An 18,511-nucleotide genomic window follows, 5' to 3' on the forward strand; every position below is an offset into this window, starting at 1 on the left:
GAAGGAGCATTTCATGGGTAGCACCAGCGACAAGATCAAGGGCAACGCCAACGAAGCCATCGGCAAGGCCAAGCAGGGCATCGGCGAAGCCACCGGCTCAGACCGCATGAAGGGCGAAGGCGCGATCCAGGAAGTGAAGGGCAAGGGCCAGCAGGCCATGGGCGACGCCAAGGACGCCGCGAAGGAGGCGATGGATCGCGCTGCCGCTGCAGCAAAGCGCGCCGCGGAGTGACACCTGTAGATGAAAAGCGAAAAGACCGGCCGAAAGGCCGGTCTTTTGTTTGTGGGCTTACTTCACCGCGAGCAATTCCACGTCGAACATCAGCGTCGCGTTCGGCGGGATCACGCCGCCGGCGCCGCGGGCGCCGTAGCCGAGCTGCGGCGGGATGATCAGCGTGCGCTTGCCGCCGACCTTCATCGAGCCAACGCCCTCGTCCCAGCCGGCAATGACGCGGCCCTTGCCGATCGGAAATTCGAACGGCTCGTTGCGGTCGACGGACGAGTCGAATTTCTTGCCCTTCTGGCCGTTCTCGTAGAGCCAGCCGGTGTAGTGCATCACGCAGATCTGGCCGGGCTTTGGCGAGGCACCGGTGCCGGCGACGCTGTCGATGATCTGCAAGCCTGAAGCTGTGGTCATGGGCTTTCCTGCCGTCTGGGCCGAGGCCGTGGTGGAAACGAAATGCGACACGCCGCCGATCACGGTGATCGCCAGTGCCGACATCAGGACGAGAAGCACGCGCTGGAGACGCTGCATAAGACACCTTCCGTTTGAGGCCGAAGGTGTCTAGCCCAAGGACGGTACGGTTTCCACCCCTCAGACCTCGATATTTTCCAGCCGCACTGGCAGCTTGCGGATACGCTGGCCGGTGGCGTGATAGATCGCGTTGCAGATCGCGGCATTGGTGCCGACATTGGCGAGCTCGCCGAGCCCCTTCGCGCCTGCGGGGTTGATGTGATCGTCCTGCTCGGAGAGCAGGATCACCTCGACGCCGGGGACGTCCGCATTCACAGGCACGAGATAGTCGGCCAGATTGTCGTTGACGTAGCGCGCCGTACGCTCGTCGATCTCGGTGGCCTCCAGCAGCGCCGAAGACATGCCCCAGATCAGGCCGCCCATGAGCTGGCTGCGCGCCGTGCGCGGATTCATGATGCGGCCCGCCGCAAAGGCGCCAACCAACCGCGGCGCACGGATCTCGTGGGTGAAGCGATTGATCCGGACCTCGACGAACTCGGCGCCGAACGCGTAGGCGATCTTGTCCTTCATCTCGGGACCGCCAACCAGCCGCACATGCCCGCTGTGCATCGCCTTGAACGAATCCAGTGGCGCGCCGTCCGGCTTCCACTCGCCGTATTCCTCGACCAGGACGACACCGAGTGCATCGAATGCCTTCTCGATATCGAGCGGCCGGTCGCTTTTTGCCGCCTGGGTTGTCGGCGTCTGCCCCATGCCGATCGTCTCCCTGGCCTTGTCGGTGAAGCTGTCGTTCGGCATCATCGCCTTGAACAAGCGTTGGCGGATCTGGTCGCACACCATCATCACCGCCGAGCAGGTGCTGGCGGTCGAGTTCGACCCGCCCGCGACCGGCGCAGGCGGCAGGTCGCTGTCGCCCATGAAGACGGCGACTTTTTCCAGGGGCACACCGAGCCGCTCGGCCGCGGTCTGGGCAATGACCGTATAGGCCCCTGTACCTATTTCATGGCCGGCGATCTCGACCCGGGTGCGGCCATCGCGCTGGAGCCGCACGCGCGCGGCGGACGGCGCCATCTGCGTCGGGTAGCAGGTGGCAGCGCAGCCATAGCCGATCAGCCAATCGCCCTCCGCCATCGATTTCGGCTGCGGCGAGCGCCGCGCCCAGCCGAATGCCTTCGCACCCTCGTCGAAGCACGCCATCAGCGATCGCGACGTGTAGGGCTTGCCGCCGATCGGCTCATTGGTGGTGTCGTTGATGCGTCGCAGCTCGATCGGGTCCATCTCGAGCTTCACCGCGAGCTCGTCCATCGCGCTCTCCAGCGCGAACAGATACGGCACCTCCGGCGGCGAGCGCATGAAGCCCGGCGTGTTGCGGTCGGCGCGCACGATCGAGACCAGGCTGTCGACGTTCGGGCAGGCATAAAGCCGCGTCGTGGTCTTGGTGCCGCCGACGCAATAAGCGTCGGGACGCGAGGAGACTTCGGCACCTTCATGCCTGAGCGCGACAAGCTTGCCGTCACGCCCGGCACCGAGCTTGATCTCATGCCGCGTCTCGGCGCGATGCGTCGTGATGGTAAAGCCCTGGTCACGGGTCGGCACGAGTTTGATTGCCCGGTTCAGGCGCCTGGCAATGCCGGCGATGATGGCGGTGCGCGGAGTCATTGAACCGCGCGAGCCAAAACCGCCGCCGACATAGGGATTGACCACGCGCACCTCGTCGGCGTCGATGCCGAGCTGCTCGGCCACGCCGTTCTTCAGGCCATGGACATACTGGCTGCCCTCGTAAATGACGAGATTGTCGCCCATCCAGGCGCAGCTCGTCGTGAACAGCTCCATTGGATTATGGTGCTGGGTCGGCGTGTCGTAGGACGCGGTGAGCTTCACATCGGCCGCATCGAACGCCTTGGCGAAGTCACCGGCTTTCGGGTCGTCCTTGAACTGCGCGTTCTGTCCTTTCGCGGCGGCCGTGGTCGTTCCCGGCGAGTCGAACGTCGAGCTCGGCGTCGTGGCCGTATAGCTGACCTTGACCCGGTTGGCGGCTTCGCGCGCCGCTTCGTAGGTTTCGGCGACGACCACTGCGATGATCTGGCCATCATGCGCGATTTCGGCCGACTTCAGCGGCTGGATCGTCGTCCCGGCATAGCCGCCATTGCTGAACAGTTTCGAGTCCTTCAGCTTCGGTGCATTCTCGTGCGTGACGATCTCGATCACACCGCGGACACGCCTGGCTTCGTCGAGATCGAAGCTGTCGACGCGGCCCTTGGCGATGGCGCTGGTGACCAGGAACGCATAGGCGGGATTGGGCAGCGGCATGTCGGACGCATAGGTCGCCCGCCCCGTCACCTTTGAGACCGCGTCGTAGCGCGGCACGGACTGGCCCATATTCGTCTTCGGCTCCGGAGCAGCAGCGGTCATGGTCAGATCTCCATCGTTACGGCCTGCTGGAGCGCGCGTGCCACCACACGCTTGCCGAGCGCGATCTTGAAGCTGTTGTGCTGGCGCCCCCTGGCGTCTGCAAAGGCGGCGTCGGCGACCCGCTGCGCCAGGCCGTCATCGAATTTTTGCCCCTTCAGCAGGGCCTCGGCCTCGCGCGCCCGCCAGGGCACGGTGGCGACGCCGCCGAGCGCCACTCGCGCGTCCCTGATCGTGCCGTCCTGCACGTCGAGCGCGACTGCCGCCGACGACAGCGCGAACTCGTAGGATTGCCGGTCGCGCGCCTTGAGATACACCGAGCGCGGCCAGCGGCCGGGAATGACGAAGGCCGAGATCAGCTCGCCCGGCTGAAGCGCGGTCTCGATGTCGGGCGTGTTGCCGGGTGCCTTGTGCAGCTGCGCAAACGGCATGCTCCGGGTACCGGATTTGCCCGTGATCTCGACGGTGGCGTCGAGCGCGATCAGCGCCTGTCCGAAGTCGCCGGGATAGGTCGCGATGCACCGATCGGAGGTGCCGAGCACCGCATGCATGCGGTTGACACCGTCCATCGCGGCACACCCCGAGCCAGGAATGCGCTTGTTGCAATTCTCGTAGGAGACGTCTCGGAAATAGCTGCAACGAGTCCGTTGCATGACGTTGCCGGCCAGCGTCGCCATGTTGCGCAGCTGGGCGCTGGCGGCAAGCTTCAGGGAATTGGCGATGACCGGATAGCTACGCTGGATCTCGTCATGCGCGGCAACGTCGGACATTCTCGCGAGCGCGCCGAGGCGCAGGTTCTCGCCGCCGGGTTCGATTGCCGACCATCCCTGTGCCAGCGGATTGATGTCGACGATCGCGGCAGGCCGCATCACGTCAAGCTTCATCAGATCGATCAGCGTGGTGCCGCCGGCGAGCGGCTGTGCCGCCGCCTGCGTCAGTGGATCGGCGGCGGCTGCGGCGGCGCTGAGCGCCTGCACGGCCATATCGGGATCGGTCGCCCTCCGATACGAAAAAGGTCGCATGGCCTAGCCCTTCATGATCTCAGGCGCGGCCTGCTTCACGGCGGCGACGATGTTGGGATAGGCCGCGCAGCGGCAGATGTTGCCGCTCATGTATTCGCGGATGTCGGCCTCGCTTCCGGCATGCCCTTCCTTCACGCAGGCGATCGCCGACATGATCTGGCCGGGGGTGCAATAGCCGCACTGGAAGGCGTCGTTGTCGACAAAAGCCTGCTGCATCGGATGCAGACGTTCATTGGTGGCGAGGCCTTCGATGGTCGTTATCTCCTCGCCTTCGGCTGCGAGCGCGAGCGTCAGGCACGAAACCACGCGTCGATCGCCGATCAACACCGTGCAGGCACCGCACTGGCCGTGATCGCAGCCCTTCTTGCTGCCGGTGAGGCCCATATGTTCGCGCAGCGCATCGAGCACGGTGGTGCGCGCGTCGAGCTGGAGACGCTTGTCCTGGCCGTTCACCCGAAGGGTGACGTCGACCGGGAGCGCCGGATCCTGCGCCACTGGCGGTCTCGCATCCTGCGCGGCCGCGCGCGCGGCCAGCGGAACGAGTGCGCTGCCGGCGGCACCTGTCAAGAAAGCGCGCCGATCGAATCCGGATTGGGAACTTGCTTTGTCGGACATGGACGGCCTCCGCCGCTTCAAGACAACGCAGCGCACGCCTGCACCGCTCATCGCCCCTTAACTTGGGGCAATGAGCGCAGTTCCGAACGAGAAAGGGCGGCGCAGCAAATGCCGCCCCGCCCTGTGTCACATCTTCCTGATCCTCACGCGCGGAACCTCGTCCCGCGCGCGGATGATCAATAGCCGAGTGCGCAGCCGTCCTTGCGCGGATCGGAACCGCCGGTGAGCGTGCCCTTGTCCCAATCGATCCAGATCGCCTGCGCGCCGCCGAGCGGGCCGACCACGCTGGTGGTCTTGTGGCCGAGTTTCTTGAGCCCTTCGACGATATCGGCCGGCACGCTATCCTCGAGCTGGTACTGGCCCTCGTAGTGCAGGCCGCGCGGCATGTCGATCGCCTCCTGCACGTCGCAGCCATAGTCGAGGATGTTGGTGACGACGTGAGTCTGGCCGACTGGCTGATACTGCCCGCCCATCACCGCGAACGGCATCACGGAGCGGCCGCCCTTGGTCATAAGGCTCGGCATGATCGTGTGCAGCGGGCGCTTGCCGCCAGCGATGCAATTGGGATGGCCCGGTTGGATGCGGAAGCCGCCGGCGCGGTTCTGGAACAGCACCCCGGTCTTGTTGGAGACGATGGCCGAGCCGAACGAATGCGCGACCGAATTGATGAACGAGCAGACGTTGCGGTCCTTGTCCACCACCGTGATGTAGATGGTCGAGGGATTCATCGGCGGCGCGACGTTCGGCAAATCGAGCATGCCGTCCATCCGGATCTTGCTGATGTGTTCTTCGCAGAATTCCTTGACGAGGATCCTCGACACTTCGACCTGCATATGATCAGGGTCGGCGACATGCAGCTCACGATGCATGTAGGCGATGCGTGCGGCCTCCGCTTCGAGATGGAAGCGCTCGATGCTCAGGGGCGCGTACTTGGTCAGGTCGAAACGCGACAGGATGTTGAGCATCAACAGCGCGGTGAGGCCGGGGCCGTTCGGCGGGCACTGCCAGACGTCATGGCCCTTGTACATGGTGCCGATCGGCGTCGTCACCTCGGTCGCGTGCGCGGCGAAATCGTCGAGCGTGTGCAGGCCGCCGATGCCGCGCAGGGTCTCGACCATGTCTTCCGCGATCTCACCCTTGTAGAAGGCGTCGCGGCCGTCCTTGGCGATCGCGCGCAGCGTCCTGGCGAGTTCGGCCTGGCGGATCACGTCGCCGGCCACCGGCGGCTTGCCGCCCGGCAGCAAGTAACGCGTCGTGTTGGTGCCACCCTTCAGCTTCTCGAACTGATTCTTCCAGTCGAAGGCGATGCGCGGGGCGACGACATAGCCTTCCTCGGCCGCCTTGATCGCGGGCTGGAGCAGCCGGTCGAAGCCGAACTTGCCGTGATCGCGCAGCACGGTCGCGAAGGCGTCGATCACGCCGGGGATCGAGACCGCATGCGCCGAGGTCAGCGGCACGGAGTTGATCTTGTGCTCGAGATACCAGTCGGCGTTCGCCGCCTTCGGCGCGCGGCCGGAGCCGTTATAGGCGACGATCTTGCCTTCGCCACGCGGCTGGATCAGCGCAAAACAGTCGCCGCCGATGCCGGTCGATTGCGGCTCGATCACGCCGAGGATCGCCGATCCCGCAACAGCCGCGTCCACCGCTGTGCCGCCCTCGCGCAGCACCTCGATCGCGGCCAGCGAGGCCTGCGGGTGCGAGGTCGCCACCATCGCGTTGGTGGCGTGGACCGTGGACCTGCCGGGGAAATGGAAGTTTCTCATCGAATATCTTGCTCTCGTTAGGCCGCCTGGGCCGCTGGCGCGGGTCGCGCGCGTCTCGGAAAAACCGGGCCTACATGACACATTCGAGCCCGCTGGGGCAATGCTGGCATACCAGGGAAATGGCTGCCATCCGCTGGGCGTATAGACCTTCGCAGAGCCCGGCCATGCGGGTTTTCTGAGCGGCCGCCGCCTGCTAAACGGGCCGGCATGATCCACAAGGTCGCCGCCTTCTATCAATTCGCCGCCCTGCCCGATTATCGCGAGCTGCGCGAGCCGCTGCGCGCGTTCTGCGCCGGTCTCACGCTGAAGGGCAGCGTGCTGCTGGCCAGCGAAGGTATTAACGGCACGATCGCAGGTGCGCCGGAAGCGATCGACGTCTTCGTCCATGAGATCGCGCACGGCGGCCTGTTCGGCGGGCGGCTGGACAATCTCGAATTGAAGTTCTCGGCCGCCGAGGTGATGCCGTTCGGCCGGCTCAAGGTGCGGCTGAAGAAGGAGATCGTCACGCTCGGCGACGCGGCCGCCGATCCGACCCGTCAGGTCGGCACCTATGTCGATGCAAGCGAATGGAACGCGCTGATCTCGGCGCCGGGGACGCTCGTGCTCGACACCCGCAACGCCTTCGAGGTTGCGATGGGGACGTTCGAGGGCGCTGTCGACCCTGAGATCAAGAGCTTCGGCCAGTTCAAGGATTATGCCGCAAAACAGCTCGATCCGGCCAGGCATCGCCGGATCGCGATGTTCTGCACCGGCGGCATCCGCTGCGAGAAGGCCAGCGCGCATCTGCTCGCGCGCGGCTTTACCGAGGTCTATCATCTCAAGGGCGGCATCTTGAAATATCTCGAAGAGGTGCCTGAGGCGCAGAGCCGCTGGCGCGGAGAATGCTTCGTGTTCGACGAGCGCGTCGCGCTCAGTCATGGTTTACGCGAACGGGACAAGGACGCGGCGCTTGACGAATGAGATCAAGACACCTGGCGAGATTCTTGGCGAGCGCGTCGACGCGCTGGAGATGCGCATCGCCTATCAGGACGACACCATCGAGACGCTGAACCAGACCATCACCGCGCAATGGAAGCAGATCGACGTGTTGACGCGGAAGATCGCGGAGCTCGGTGAGCGGCTTCAGGAAGCTGAAACGAATGCACCCGGCCCTGCCAACGAGCGCCCGCCGCATTATTGAGTGATATTTACTGGCCCGAAGCCTTGGGCAGGTGCGCCACCTGGACCGACATCATCAGGCGATCGCGCCCGGCTTCCTTCGCCGCATAGAGCGCCTGGTCGGCAGCCTCGATCAACGTGCCGACACCGGCGGTGCGCTCCAGCGCCGGCCGGCAGACTGCTCCGCCGAGCGACGCGGTGACGCAGCCGAAGGCGAGATTGGAGCTGTGGACGAGGCCCGCCTCGCGAATAGCCTTCCGTATCCGCTCGCCGATACGGGCGCAGCCCGCGGCATCGGTGTTCGGCAGCAGCATGGCGAATTCCTCGCCGCCATAGCGCGCGGCGAGATCGCCGGGACGCTTCATCTCGGCCGCGATGACCCGCGCCACCACGCGCAGGCAGGCGTCACCTGCGGGATGACCGTATTGGTCGTTGTAGGACTTGAAGTGATCGACGTCGATCATCAACAAGCCGAGGCTCGAGCGGTCGCGGTAAGCGCGCGCCCATTCCTCGTTGAGCCGGTCGTCGAAGCGGCGGCGGTTGGCAAGCCCGGTGAGGCTGTCCTCGATCGCGAGCGTTTCGAGCCGGGTCTCCAGCTTCTTCTGCTCGGTGATGTCGCGCGAGATCGCGACCACGCCGTCGACGCTGCCATTGTCCTTGCGCGTCACCCGCATGGTCGATTCGAGCCAGACCTCGGAGTTCGTCCGGTGCGTGTTGCGGTAGGTGACGCGTGCCTCCTCCTTGTCGCCGCGCTTCATCGCATCGACGATGGCCTGGACCTGCGGCCGGTCTTCGGCGTGAATGCCGGCAAGCGCAAGTGTGCCGATCAGCTGGTTGGCGCGCCAGCCGACGACGCGGGCCGACGAGGGCGAGACATAGCGCAGCCGCTCGTCGAGCCCGATACGCGTGACCATGTCGCTGGAGCCTTCTGCGAGCAGGCGGAAATGAGCTTCCTTCTCGACCAGCGCGGCAGCCATGCGCTGACCCCGCTGCAATTGCCGCACCAGCACCGCGCCGATCACCGCGATCAGCATGACCAGCGCGAGCACGTAGAGCATGCGGGAGATCGCCGCAGCGCGCCAAGGGGCGAGCAGCTCGTCCTTGTCGACTGTGGCGAGCAGGACGAGCGGATAACGGCCGCTGCGCTTGAAGAAGCTGACGCGTTCGGCGCCGTCCAGCGGCGACTTGAAATGATAGGCGCCGCTCGGCCGCTGCAGGCTGGCATCGCGGAGCAGCGGCGTGTTGGCAACGCTGCGGCCGACGAACTTGTCGTTGCGCGGGTTGCGCGCGATGATCAGGCCTTCGCCGTGCGTCAACGCCACCGAGCTGTTGCGGCCGATCTCGAACTGTTCGTAGAAATGCGACAGATATTTCGAGCTGATGGTCGCGAGCACCACGCCGCCGAAGCTGCCGTCCAGCTTGTTGAAACGGCGCGACAGGGTGACGACCCACTCGCCGTCGAGCAGGCTCTTCACGGGACGGCCGACATGGGGCTCGCGCTTCGGGGAAAGCTGATGGTGGCGGAAGAACGCGTCGTCGCTGAGCGTCGATGCGATCGTGCCGGGCGAGGTCAGCCAGTTGCCGTGGTCGTCCATGATGGCGAGACTGTGCACGCGCTGCATCGCCTTCTTGCGCGCTTCCAGCAGGGTTCTGAGTTTGGCGACCGTGGCCGGCTCGGTGCCGTCCATCTCCAGCCGGCTGACGACGCCGACGACGCCGGAATCGAGCAGATCGAGGCTGTCCTCGGCATGCTGCGTCAGCGAGCGGGCGACGTTCGCCATCTCGGTCTCGGCGCCCTTGAGCACGGCATCGCGCGCGGCCCACTCGCGCCAGCCGCTGACGCCGAGAATGGTCGCGCAAGTGAGCGCGACGAACGCCGCCGCGCGCAGCGGCAGGCGGCTCCATCCAGCTCTTTGTGAGGCGACGCTCATGCGGCAGAACTCTCCGTTAGCCGGAGGTTCCACCGCTTCTGTTATTGAACCCTGAAAGGCTTGTCGACATTCGCCGGGATGTGCGGGTTTTCCCGTACTCCTACGGACTGCAGCGTCATTGGATCGCTAACAATGCGTTAGCGACCCTATCGGAAACCGGCGCCGCTAGCTGAAGATCGCCTTGACCTTCTGCCAGAGCGAAGGATTGTCGGCGTCCGCATCGGCCTTCGAGGGCGTCGGCTGCGCGGCGCTGACGGGATCGGACGCGGGGAAAGTATCTTCCAACCCGGTATCGAGCTTGGCGTTGCGATCGGCGGCGAGCGCATCGCGCAGATCGTCGGCGTGCTTGTCATGCGGCGCGGGATTGAATGTCTGGGCCATGCAATTCCTCCTCCATTGGGCTGGTCAACGCGGCCCATTTGCGCTGGTTCCCCTGTTCCGCTTCCGCTCCCGGCAGTGTATCAGGAACCTCAACCTGCATCAGGACAGTCCGTGCCCCAATCTGCGACAAAACCGTTCATCGACGTGCTCTCCGGCGAGCGCCAGGCCGTCCCGCCGGTGTGGATGATGCGGCAGGCCGGCCGCTATTTGCCGGAGTACCGCGAGGTGCGCGCCAAGGCCGGCGGCTTCCTCGATCTCTGTTTCAATCCGGAGCTTGCCGCCGAGGTCACGCTGCAACCGATCCGAAGGTTCGGCTTCGATGCGGCGATCATCTTCTCCGACATCCTGGTGATCCCCTATGCGCTCGGCCGCTCCGTGCGCTTCGAGGTCGGCGAGGGTCCGCGGCTCGAGCCGCTGGATGATCCCGCCAAGGTCGCGACGCTGGCGCGCCGCGCCGATTTCGCCAAGCTCGCCCCGGTGTTCGAGGCGCTCACGATCGTGCGCGGCGCGCTCGACGCAAAGACCGCGCTGATCGGCTTCTGCGGCGCCCCGTGGACGGTGGCGACCTACATGGTCGCGGGCCGCGGCACGCCCGATCAGGCCCCGGCGCGGATGATGGCCTACCGGCATCCCGAGGCTTTCGCAGAGATCATCGACGTGCTGGTCGAGAACTCGATCGCGTATCTGCTGAAGCAGCTTGCGGCCGGCGCCAATGCGTTGCAGATCTTCGACACCTGGGCCGGCGTGCTGCCGCCGGCCGAATTCGCGCGCTGGTCGGTCGAGCCGACACGGCGCATCGTCGAAGGCGTGCGCGCAAAAGTGCCGGACGCGAACATCATCGGTTTTCCGCGCGGCGCCGGCGCGCAACTGCCCGGTTACGTCGAGGCGACCGGCGTCAACGCGGTCAGCATCGACTGGACGGCGGAACCGGGCTTCATCCGCGAGCGCGTGCAATCACGCGTCGCCGTGCAAGGCAATCTCGATCCGCTGGTGCTGATATCAGGCGGCGCCGCGCTCGACCGCGCGGTGGACAACGTGCTGGCGAACTTTGCGCAAGGGCGCTTCATCTTCAATCTCGGTCACGGCATCCAGCCGGAGACGCCGATCGCCCATGTCGAGCAGATGCTGAGGCGCGTACGGGGGTGAAAAAATTCGGTCCCCTCAAGGAGGCGGAAACAAAAACCGTTAAAACAACCCCATGCACAGTACAAATCATTGAAGAATTCTGCCCGGCGCAACCATAGGCCCTGCGGCTCATGGCCCGTAGCTGCCTCTCCGCTTGCGGGTTGCTATGGATCGAAAGATGGCCGCGATGCCCACACGTGATCAGCGGACAGCGACGCGGTTAGGCTCCTTGGCGGGGCCCTACCCCAAACAGCTTGAGAATGGCGTCGCGGCCTAGCAAGAACGCGAACCAGGGGTCAGGTCATTCATCGTCTTCAGCCTGAACCGGTGGCTTCTGAGCGCTCTGAACGTTCTGGCTCAGCGACGCCAGCGCGGTGTTCAACTCATCAGAGAGGGGCGCGAGGTCCCTAATGTCCTCGAAGGCTTGGGCGACCCGCTCATTCGCCGATTTCACGAACGGTTCGAAGCCATCAGAGATGCGCGTTCCTGCTCCAAAGACGGTGGAAACGGCCATCGGCCCGAGCAGGAGGACTGCGCCTCCGATGATGCCAATCTTGCGGATGCGAGCGGTCCGCGGCGGTCGCACGAGACGGTCATTGCTCATTGTCTTTACCTCACGGCGTACAGTCCGTGCATCATGCCGATCGTTGCGGGCAAACGGTAGATCGGGCGTCTACCATTAGGAGGTACTCAAGCCGAGGCGCGTTCTCGTCGAGTTGCACGCGAACGCCAAGCACCGTCGATCTGGGCGCAAGATGATCGACGCCATCGTCGCGGCCAAGAAGGGCTCGTGCGGACGTCCATTTCGCGCCACATCGGGAAAAGCGACTTCAGCACTCAACGACTCCGCTAGCCAGAGCGGCGACGGGACTATCATTTCATCTATAGGACAACAGCACTGGCTTGATTAGCATCGCGCCGGTGATGACATTATAGGTCATCGGGGACACGTTGGCCCCGACACACAGGCAACGCATTGACCGCCTCATTCGGATGAAGGCTGTGCGTCCTGCGGCTAGCAGGCTTGGGCCACGTTCGAGCACCGCTCGGCGCGGCAAACCTCTACGCAAAACGCAGCGCAACGGCACAAGCCGCCGAGGGAGACCTTGGCGGCTTTTGCGTGGGGTCAAATTAGACTAGCCTGTTGAGCTGCACGGCTTATCGGAGGACGCGAATGTGAACTCCACCCTTAAGATCCAAAAGTCGGAAGCAACCCTGATCGAACAGATCAAGGCCGAGATCAAAAAGCGTTCAGAGGCGAAAGCCAAACGGATGCTGCTCAAGCGGCCCAAAAGGCTGGCCAAGCGCTGCGGCTAGTCGATCAGCTCGTCGGTGTCGCCAGCGTCTTTGAAGAGCGTCTTCAAGAGCCGCCATAGTTGGGCCGACCTACTCCCGCTGACGGCCACTCCTTGCCTGGAGGACGGAGACGCCGGCGAAGTCATGCGTCGCTACCGAGGCATTGCCCCTGAATCGAAGATCACAGCCACCGCGGCCAATGATGTGGCCGCGGTGGAGCGTCGAATGCACCTGTACGCTCAGAACGCGGGCTGATATGCTTCCATGATTGGGACAGCATGGTCGCCGGTCCGTTAGCCGTCGCGTGGCTTCCTGGAAGGATGCATATCGTTCAGGTCGAGTCCCGATCCCGCATCGCTCCGGATTTTTCGACGCAAATGGATCATCAAGCGGCTTAATCGTCCCACGGAAACACGATGGGAGGTGCGTCATGGCTGCATCTGACTGGCGTCTCGAAGGCGAATGGATCAAGAACTGCAATTGTGCATTTGGCTGCCCCTGCGATTTCAATGCTCCGCCGACCCACGGCAGCTGCAAGGGCTTGGTCGGCATGAGGATCACCAAAGGACATTTCGGGAGTACCAAGCTCGACGGCCTGGTGTTCGCCGCAACCGTCGATTTTCCCGGCGCGCTGCATGAGGGCAACGGGCAGATGCAGCCGATCATCGACGAACGCGCCACGGCGGAGCAGCGCGAAGCCCTGTTCAACATCTTCTCCGGCAAGCATTCAGCCGACGGCACGCTGTTCCATATCTTCAGCCTGATCGTCACCAAGATCCACGATCCGGTCTTCGTGCCTTTCGAGTTCACCTTCGATAAGAACGGGCGCGTCGCCAAGCTCGTCGCCAAGGGCGTGCTGGAGACGGAGGTCGAGCCGATCAAGAACCCGGTGACCGGTACGCCACATCGTATCCAGGTCGTGATGCCGGAAGGGTTCGAGCACAAGGCCGCCGAGGTGGCCTCGGCCAACATCCGCTCGACCGGGGCGATCAAGTTCGACACGAAAGGCACGCACAGTTCTCTCGCAAACGTCGTACAGACGCCTGACGGTGTTGCGGCTTGATGCCATGTAGGGTTCTGTCCTTGATCTGACCTAGGCGTGTGAGCCCAATGGCTGAGCTGTTGGCCTTGGAATACTTGCTGCGGCGCGACCGGCTTATTGTTGGCGTCGGGCTGGCTGTCGTGGTGGCGCTGGCGTGGGCATATCTGGTCACCGGGGCAGGCATGGACACCGACATGGCCAACATGGCGATGGATATGCCGATGCCGTGGTCGCCGTTCTACGCGGCGCTCGTGTTCGTCATGTGGTGGGTCATGATGATCGCCATGATGGTGCCGAGTGCGGCTCCCACGATCCTGCTATTTACGACAATCCGCCGCAAGCAAGAGACCTCCGTTAATCCCCCGGCGGAGGCCTGGCTCTTTTTTGGCGGCTATCTTGTGGTGTGGGCCGGTTTCAGCCTCTTCGCCATCCTGACGCAGTGGGGCCTCGAACGCGTCGGGCTGTTGTCGATGGCTATGGCAAGCACCAGCCCGGTACTCGGCGGTGTCATTCTGATTGCCGCAGGGCTCTATCAGTTCACGCCGGTCAAGCATGCTTGCCTGCGCTACTGCCAGAGCCCGGTACTATTCCTAAGCCGGTACTGGCAACCTGGTGCAGGGGGCGCACTACGCATGGGGCTCCGGCACGGAGGCTACTGCCTCGGCTGTTGCTGGTTCCTGATGGCGTTATTGTTCGTCAGCGGGGTTATGAACCTTGTCTGGATTGCCGGCATCGCCCTCTATGTCGCATGCGAGAAATTGCTGCCATACGGCCGCGCGTTCAGCCGCGCCGCCGGTGTCGCGCTAAGCGCTTCGGGCGTGTTTCTACTTGCCCGCGCGTTCATTGCTTAATTGTCGGAGAGCGATTGCCAACCACAATAAGTGCCATGTCTCCTCATCGCCCATCGCGACATATTGCGATGACGCAACAGCTTGGTCGCCGTAGATGAAAAGCCGGTCGTTGCCTCACTCCACCGGATTTATGGTCCACGCCCTAGCGCGGCCGGCTGCGCTCGATGATCTCGGCGGCGCCCTTCGTCAGCAGATCCAGTCCCACCGCGCGGCCGAGCTCGCGCGGGCGGTTGGCCGGGCCCGTGCGTGAAGCTTCGATGATGGTGTTGCCGGAGAGATCGAGCACGGATGCGGTGAGCGACATCTGATCGCCATCGATGGTCGAGAATCCTGCCACCGGCGAATTGCAGTGACCATTGAGCACCCACAGCACCTCGCGCTCGGCATCGGCACAGGCATGCGCCGAGGGATCGTCGATCGATGACAGGATTTTTCGCGTTTGCCAGTCCTGCGCCGCGCATTCGACGGCGACGATGCCCTGTCCTGCCGCGGGCAGCATTTCCGCCGCGGCGAATTCATAGGCGATCCGATGGGAGAGGCCGACGCGGTCGAGCCCCGAGCGCGCCATGATCAGCGCGTCCGCGGGTCCCACTGCACCGCCGTCCGGCAGGCGCTGCTTCTCGCCATTGTCGAGCTTTCGCACGCGCGTGTCTGCGGCGCCGCGGAAGTGGATCACCTCGATATCCGGAAACAGACGCCGCGCATAAGCGGCACGGCGCACGGCATTGGTGCCAATTTTAAAGCCCTTGCCGCGCGACTGGCGCAGCGCCCCCAGCGTCACGCCGTCGCGCAGCACCAGCGCATCGCTCGCCGGATCGCGCGACAGCGTCGCGCCGATGACGAGGCCGGGCGTGTCCTCGTTGCCCGGCATGTCCTTCAGCGAATGCATCGCGGCCTGCAATTCGCCCGACAGCACGGCGGCGCGGATCTGCGCCACGAAGGCGCCGCCCTTGCCGCCATGCGGCAGCAGCTTGCTGGTCTGGTCGAGATCGCCAGTGGTGTCGAACTTGACAATCTCGACGTCGAGATCGGGCATGGCGGCGGTCAGGCGGCGCGCAATCTCTTCCGTCTGGGCCAGCGCCATCGCGCTCTTGCGGGTGCCGATCTTGAATCGCGTAGCCAAGTCCAAATCCTCTCGAGACGCGAATTTACCGCGCATCCTCCAATATCATGTCGGAGGCCTTTTCGGCGATCATGATGATCGGCACGTTGGTGTTTCCCGACACCAGATCCGGCATGACGGAGCCGTCGACCACACGAAGGCCTTCGAGCCCCCTCACCTTCAGCCGCTGGTCCACCACCGCGAGCGCGTCATTGCCCATACGACAGGTCGAGGTCGGATGGTAGATGGTGCTGCCGCGCTCGCGGCAATAATCGAGCAGTTCGGCGTCCGTGGATACCTTCGCCCCGGGATCGTACTCGTCGATCACAAACGGCTTCAGCGCCGGCGCATTCAATATCTTGCGCAGGATCTTGAGACCTTCGACGTTGGTGGTGCGGTCGGTCTCGGTCGACATGTAGTTGATGCGGATCTCCGGCGGCACGGTCGGGTCCGCGCTCTTGATGCGCAATGAACCGCGGCTCTCGGGCCGGAGCTGGCAGACAGAGGCGGTAAAGCCGGAAAAACCATGCAGCTTCTCGCCCATCTTGTCGGTCGAGAACGGCAGGAAATGGACCTGAATGTCGGGCGAAGCGAGCCGCGGGCTGGTCTTGAAGAAGGCGCCGGCGGTGCCGGCCGCGATGGTCAGCCAGCCTTTGCGGAACAGCGCATAGCGTGCACCGGCCATGGTGCGGCGGAGCGGATGATTGATGGTGTCGTTCAGCGTAATCTTCTGCGAGCAGTGCATCACGATGCGGACCTGCATGTGGTCCTGGAGATCGTGGCCGACGCCCGGCGCGTCCAGCACCACATCGATGCCGTGCCGGCGCAGCAAATCGGCGGGGCCGACGCCGGAGAGCTGTAGGAGCTGCGGCGAGTTGTAGGCGCCGCTCGACAGCACGATCTCCTTGCGCGCACGCGCGCGGCGCAGCAAAGCGCCTTGGCGGTATTCGACGCCGACCGCACGGCGCCCCTCGAACAGGACGCGCTGGCCGAGCGCCCCGGTTTCGATCTTGAGATTGCTGCGCGTCTTTGCGGGACCGAGATAGGCCACCGACGTCGAGGCGCGGCGGCCGTTGCGCGTCGTGGTCTGGAACAGGCCGACGCCTTCCTGGGTGGCGCCGTTGAAATCGGGATTGTAGGGCAGACCGGTCTCGACCGCGGCATCGATGAAGGCCTTCGACAGCGGATCGGTCACCACCATGTTGGAGACCGGCAGCGGACCGCCGCTGCCGTGATACTCATCGGCGCCGCGCGACTGATTCTCGGCCTTCTTGAAATAGGGCAGCACGTCGTCATAGCCCCAGCCGGTGTTGCCGAGCTGGCGCCAGCGATCATAATCCTCGTGCTGGCCGCGCACATAGAGCAGGCCGTTGATCGAGCTCGATCCGCCCAGCGTCTTGCCGCGCGGCTGAAATACCTGCCGCCCTTTCAGCTCGGGCTCCGGCTCGGTCTGGTACATCCAGTTGACGGTCTTCTCCTTGAACAGCTTGCCGTAGCCGAGCGGCACGTGGATCCAGATGTTGGAATCCTTCGGGCCGGCCTCTAACAGCAGCACGCGGTGCTTGCCGTTCGCCGACAGGCGGTTGGCGAGCACGCAGCCGGCGGAGCCGGCACCGACGATGATGTAGTCGAATTCGGGATCAGACGGCGTGAGGGCAGAATTTGCGTTCATGCGCTACGATTCTTTTTGTTGATGGGCGTTTCCGGTTCGTCAGTAGCACAATCATTCCCGCAGTCGCAGCGCCTCGACCAGCGATCTGAGCGCACGGGCATATTCCGCGCCCGCCCTTGCGATATCCGCGCGGCCGGCGCAGGCGACCGCGGCCTCCGTCACCGCACCGAGCAGCAGCCGCGCCAGCGGCTCGACCGGCTGCCGCGCGATCAGGCCGGCCTCCATGGCCGCCGCAATTGCACGCGGCAGCTTGCCGCCGAAATGCCGGGCGTCGATCTTGCGCCAGCGTTCCCAGCCGAGCACGGCTGGACCGTCGCGCAGGATGATCTGGCCGGTCGGACCCTTGGCGGTCGCGGCGAAATAATGCTGGGTGCCGGCGACCATCGCGGCGAGCACATCCTTCTCCGCCCGCGCAGTGCTGTCGATCTCGGCGACGAGGTCGCGCGACACAGAATCGAATACCGCTTCGAACACCGCCTCCTTGGTCTTGAAGTGATGATAGACCGCGCCCTTGGCGACGCCGGCAGCGTGCGCAATCCCGTCCATTGTGGTGGCGGCGAAGCCCTGCGTCCCGAACAGGCGGCGCGCCGCCGTCAGGATCGCCTCGGTGGTCGCCGCTCGCCGCACCGCCTGTTTCGCCATGAGTCTCGTCTAATCAAATTCTGCATCGGCGGCCAGTTGACTTTTCGACTATCGGTCGGTATTTACCGACCAACAGTCGGTTTTATTCGTGAGGTGCGCCATGCCGAGCCGTGACATCGTCGAAGCCTTTGCGAAGCGGCTGGAGGACGGGGATTTCGTCGGAGCGATCGAACAATTCTGTACGCCCGACGCCGTAACCTACGAGAACAACGCCGCGCCGACGGTCGGCCGCGACAAGCTGGTGGCCAAGGAGCGCGGCGTGCTTGCAGCTTCGAAGGAAGTGAGGGCCGTGCGTATCGGGCCGAGCCTGATCGAAGGCGACAACGTCGCCACGCGTTGGAAATTCAGCTTCACCAATGCCGAAGGCGTCACGCGGACGCTGGAAGAGATTGCGTGGCAGACCTGGCGGGGCGATCAGCTGATTGAGGAGCGGTTCTATTACGATCCGAAACAGTTGGGGCGCTGAGTTTCGCGATCACAAGAATCGGAAAGGTTGCGCATGACCTGCCGCCGCCGTCATCGCCTGCGAAAAGCAAGTGGTGACCAGGCTTGCGGCGGATGTACGCGGCCTGACGTTATCCATTTCCCGAAGATGTTTGTCTGGCCGCCAGCCACATGCCGATCCGTAGAGGCGCTTTCGCCGCGGAGATGGTACCATCGCTCCTAGAGGATCTGCCCATCGCCGTCCGGACATGACCAAACGGGCAAGTTTTGGGAGCCCTAAGCATGTTTCGCCTGCAACATGTTCGCCGCCGCGAAATTGGTTCAAGATATGATCCTGCAGGGCTCTTGTCTCCGACCGGAGAGC

General features: G+C 64.3%; 19 protein-coding genes. 8 read left to right on the forward strand and 11 right to left on the reverse strand.

The window, feature by feature from the left end; all coding sequences use genetic code 11:
- The first annotated feature begins 13 nt into the window (after nt 1-13).
- On the forward strand, nt 14-232 hold the full coding sequence (locus QSV46_RS15930) for a CsbD family protein (RefSeq protein WP_314952783.1): 219 nt from the start codon (nt 14-16) through the stop codon (nt 230-232).
- Between the two features lie 57 nt (nt 233-289).
- Here the strand turns inward: QSV46_RS15930 and QSV46_RS15935 are convergent, their stop codons facing one another.
- The 5 genes from QSV46_RS15935 to ggt form a co-directional block, all read right to left on the reverse strand.
- The gene (locus tag QSV46_RS15935; protein ID WP_314952785.1) at nt 290-754 is read right to left on the reverse strand and encodes an FKBP-type peptidyl-prolyl cis-trans isomerase; all 465 of its coding nucleotides are present in this window, start codon (nt 752-754) and stop codon (nt 290-292) included.
- A 60-nt stretch (nt 755-814) separates the two neighbouring features.
- Nucleotides 815-3,106, reverse strand: a complete 2,292-nt coding sequence (locus QSV46_RS15940; RefSeq protein WP_314952787.1) for a xanthine dehydrogenase family protein molybdopterin-binding subunit — start codon at nt 3,104-3,106, stop codon at nt 815-817.
- A 2-nt stretch (nt 3,107-3,108) separates the two neighbouring features.
- Nucleotides 3,109-4,125 carry a xanthine dehydrogenase family protein subunit M gene (locus QSV46_RS15945; RefSeq protein WP_314952789.1) on the reverse strand — a complete coding sequence of 339 codons (1,017 nt, stop codon included), beginning with the start codon at nt 4,123-4,125 and terminating at the stop codon, nt 3,109-3,111.
- A 3-nt stretch (nt 4,126-4,128) separates the two neighbouring features.
- A complete protein-coding gene (locus QSV46_RS15950) occupies nt 4,129-4,740 on the reverse strand; it encodes a (2Fe-2S)-binding protein (protein ID WP_314952791.1) in 612 nt (203 codons plus the stop codon).
- Between the two features lie 176 nt (nt 4,741-4,916).
- The gene (ggt, locus tag QSV46_RS15955; RefSeq protein WP_314952793.1) at nt 4,917-6,503 is read right to left on the reverse strand and encodes a gamma-glutamyltransferase; all 1,587 of its coding nucleotides are present in this window, start codon (nt 6,501-6,503) and stop codon (nt 4,917-4,919) included.
- Between the two features lie 207 nt (nt 6,504-6,710).
- Between ggt and QSV46_RS15960 the strand changes: the two genes are divergently transcribed.
- Together QSV46_RS15960 and QSV46_RS15965 are read left to right on the forward strand one after the other, a co-directional pair.
- On the forward strand, nt 6,711-7,463 hold the full coding sequence (locus QSV46_RS15960; protein WP_314952795.1) for a rhodanese-related sulfurtransferase: 753 nt from the start codon (nt 6,711-6,713) through the stop codon (nt 7,461-7,463).
- Nucleotides 7,453-7,683 carry a SlyX family protein gene (locus tag QSV46_RS15965; protein ID WP_314952797.1) on the forward strand — a complete coding sequence of 77 codons (231 nt, stop codon included), beginning with the start codon at nt 7,453-7,455 and terminating at the stop codon, nt 7,681-7,683. The genes QSV46_RS15960 and QSV46_RS15965 overlap by 11 nt, the downstream gene beginning before the upstream one ends.
- 7 nt (nt 7,684-7,690) lie before the next feature.
- On the opposite strand, the gene QSV46_RS15970 is transcribed toward QSV46_RS15965, so the two are convergent.
- Nucleotides 7,691-9,592 (reverse strand): diguanylate cyclase domain-containing protein, encoded by a 1,902-nt coding sequence (locus QSV46_RS15970; RefSeq protein ID WP_314952799.1) that lies wholly within the window; start codon nt 9,590-9,592, stop codon nt 7,691-7,693.
- 165 nt (nt 9,593-9,757) lie between these two features.
- Complete coding sequence (locus tag QSV46_RS15975) at nt 9,758-9,973, reverse strand: hypothetical protein (RefSeq protein ID WP_314952801.1); 216 nt, start codon at nt 9,971-9,973, stop codon at nt 9,758-9,760.
- Nucleotides 9,974-10,084: 111 nt separating this feature from the next.
- Here QSV46_RS15975 and hemE point away from each other — a divergent pair, with 111 nt between their 5' ends.
- A complete protein-coding gene (gene hemE / locus QSV46_RS15980; protein ID WP_314952803.1) occupies nt 10,085-11,119 on the forward strand; it encodes a uroporphyrinogen decarboxylase in 1,035 nt (344 codons plus the stop codon).
- Between the two features lie 280 nt (nt 11,120-11,399).
- Here the strand turns inward: hemE and QSV46_RS15985 are convergent, their stop codons facing one another.
- The gene (locus QSV46_RS15985) at nt 11,400-11,702 is read right to left on the reverse strand and encodes a hypothetical protein (RefSeq protein WP_314952805.1); all 303 of its coding nucleotides are present in this window, start codon (nt 11,700-11,702) and stop codon (nt 11,400-11,402) included.
- 572 nt (nt 11,703-12,274) lie between these two features.
- Here QSV46_RS15985 and QSV46_RS15990 point away from each other — a divergent pair.
- The 3 genes from QSV46_RS15990 (at nt 12,275) to QSV46_RS16000 (ending at nt 14,287) form a co-directional block, all read left to right on the forward strand.
- On the forward strand, nt 12,275-12,415 hold the full coding sequence (locus QSV46_RS15990) for a hypothetical protein (protein WP_211398764.1): 141 nt from the start codon (nt 12,275-12,277) through the stop codon (nt 12,413-12,415).
- A gap of 409 nt (nt 12,416-12,824) precedes the next feature.
- Entirely contained in the window at nt 12,825-13,457 is a 633-nt protein-coding gene (locus tag QSV46_RS15995; protein ID WP_148749122.1) for a DUF1326 domain-containing protein, read from the forward strand.
- 47 nt (nt 13,458-13,504) lie between these two features.
- On the forward strand, nt 13,505-14,287 hold the full coding sequence (locus QSV46_RS16000; RefSeq protein ID WP_314952810.1) for a DUF2182 domain-containing protein: 783 nt from the start codon (nt 13,505-13,507) through the stop codon (nt 14,285-14,287).
- A gap of 142 nt (nt 14,288-14,429) precedes the next feature.
- Here QSV46_RS16000 and hemC read toward each other — a convergent pair whose 3' ends face one another.
- From hemC to QSV46_RS16015, 3 genes are read right to left on the reverse strand one after another with little or no spacing between them, the layout of a single operon-like run.
- Nucleotides 14,430-15,410 carry a hydroxymethylbilane synthase gene (hemC, locus tag QSV46_RS16005; RefSeq protein ID WP_314952813.1) on the reverse strand — a complete coding sequence of 327 codons (981 nt, stop codon included), beginning with the start codon at nt 15,408-15,410 and terminating at the stop codon, nt 14,430-14,432.
- Nucleotides 15,411-15,435: 25 nt separating this feature from the next.
- The gene (locus tag QSV46_RS16010; RefSeq protein ID WP_314952815.1) at nt 15,436-17,061 is read right to left on the reverse strand and encodes a choline dehydrogenase; all 1,626 of its coding nucleotides are present in this window, start codon (nt 17,059-17,061) and stop codon (nt 15,436-15,438) included.
- A gap of 51 nt (nt 17,062-17,112) precedes the next feature.
- Entirely contained in the window at nt 17,113-17,703 is a 591-nt protein-coding gene (locus QSV46_RS16015; protein ID WP_314952817.1) for a helix-turn-helix domain-containing protein, read from the reverse strand.
- A gap of 100 nt (nt 17,704-17,803) precedes the next feature.
- Here QSV46_RS16015 and QSV46_RS16020 point away from each other — a divergent pair, with 100 nt between their 5' ends.
- Entirely contained in the window at nt 17,804-18,169 is a 366-nt protein-coding gene (locus tag QSV46_RS16020; protein ID WP_314952818.1) for a nuclear transport factor 2 family protein, read from the forward strand.
- Nucleotides 18,170-18,511 lie beyond the last annotated feature (342 nt).

It is taken from the genome of Bradyrhizobium cosmicum, assembly GCF_032290525.1.
GTDB lineage: Bacteria > Pseudomonadota > Alphaproteobacteria > Rhizobiales > Xanthobacteraceae > Bradyrhizobium > Bradyrhizobium cosmicum_A.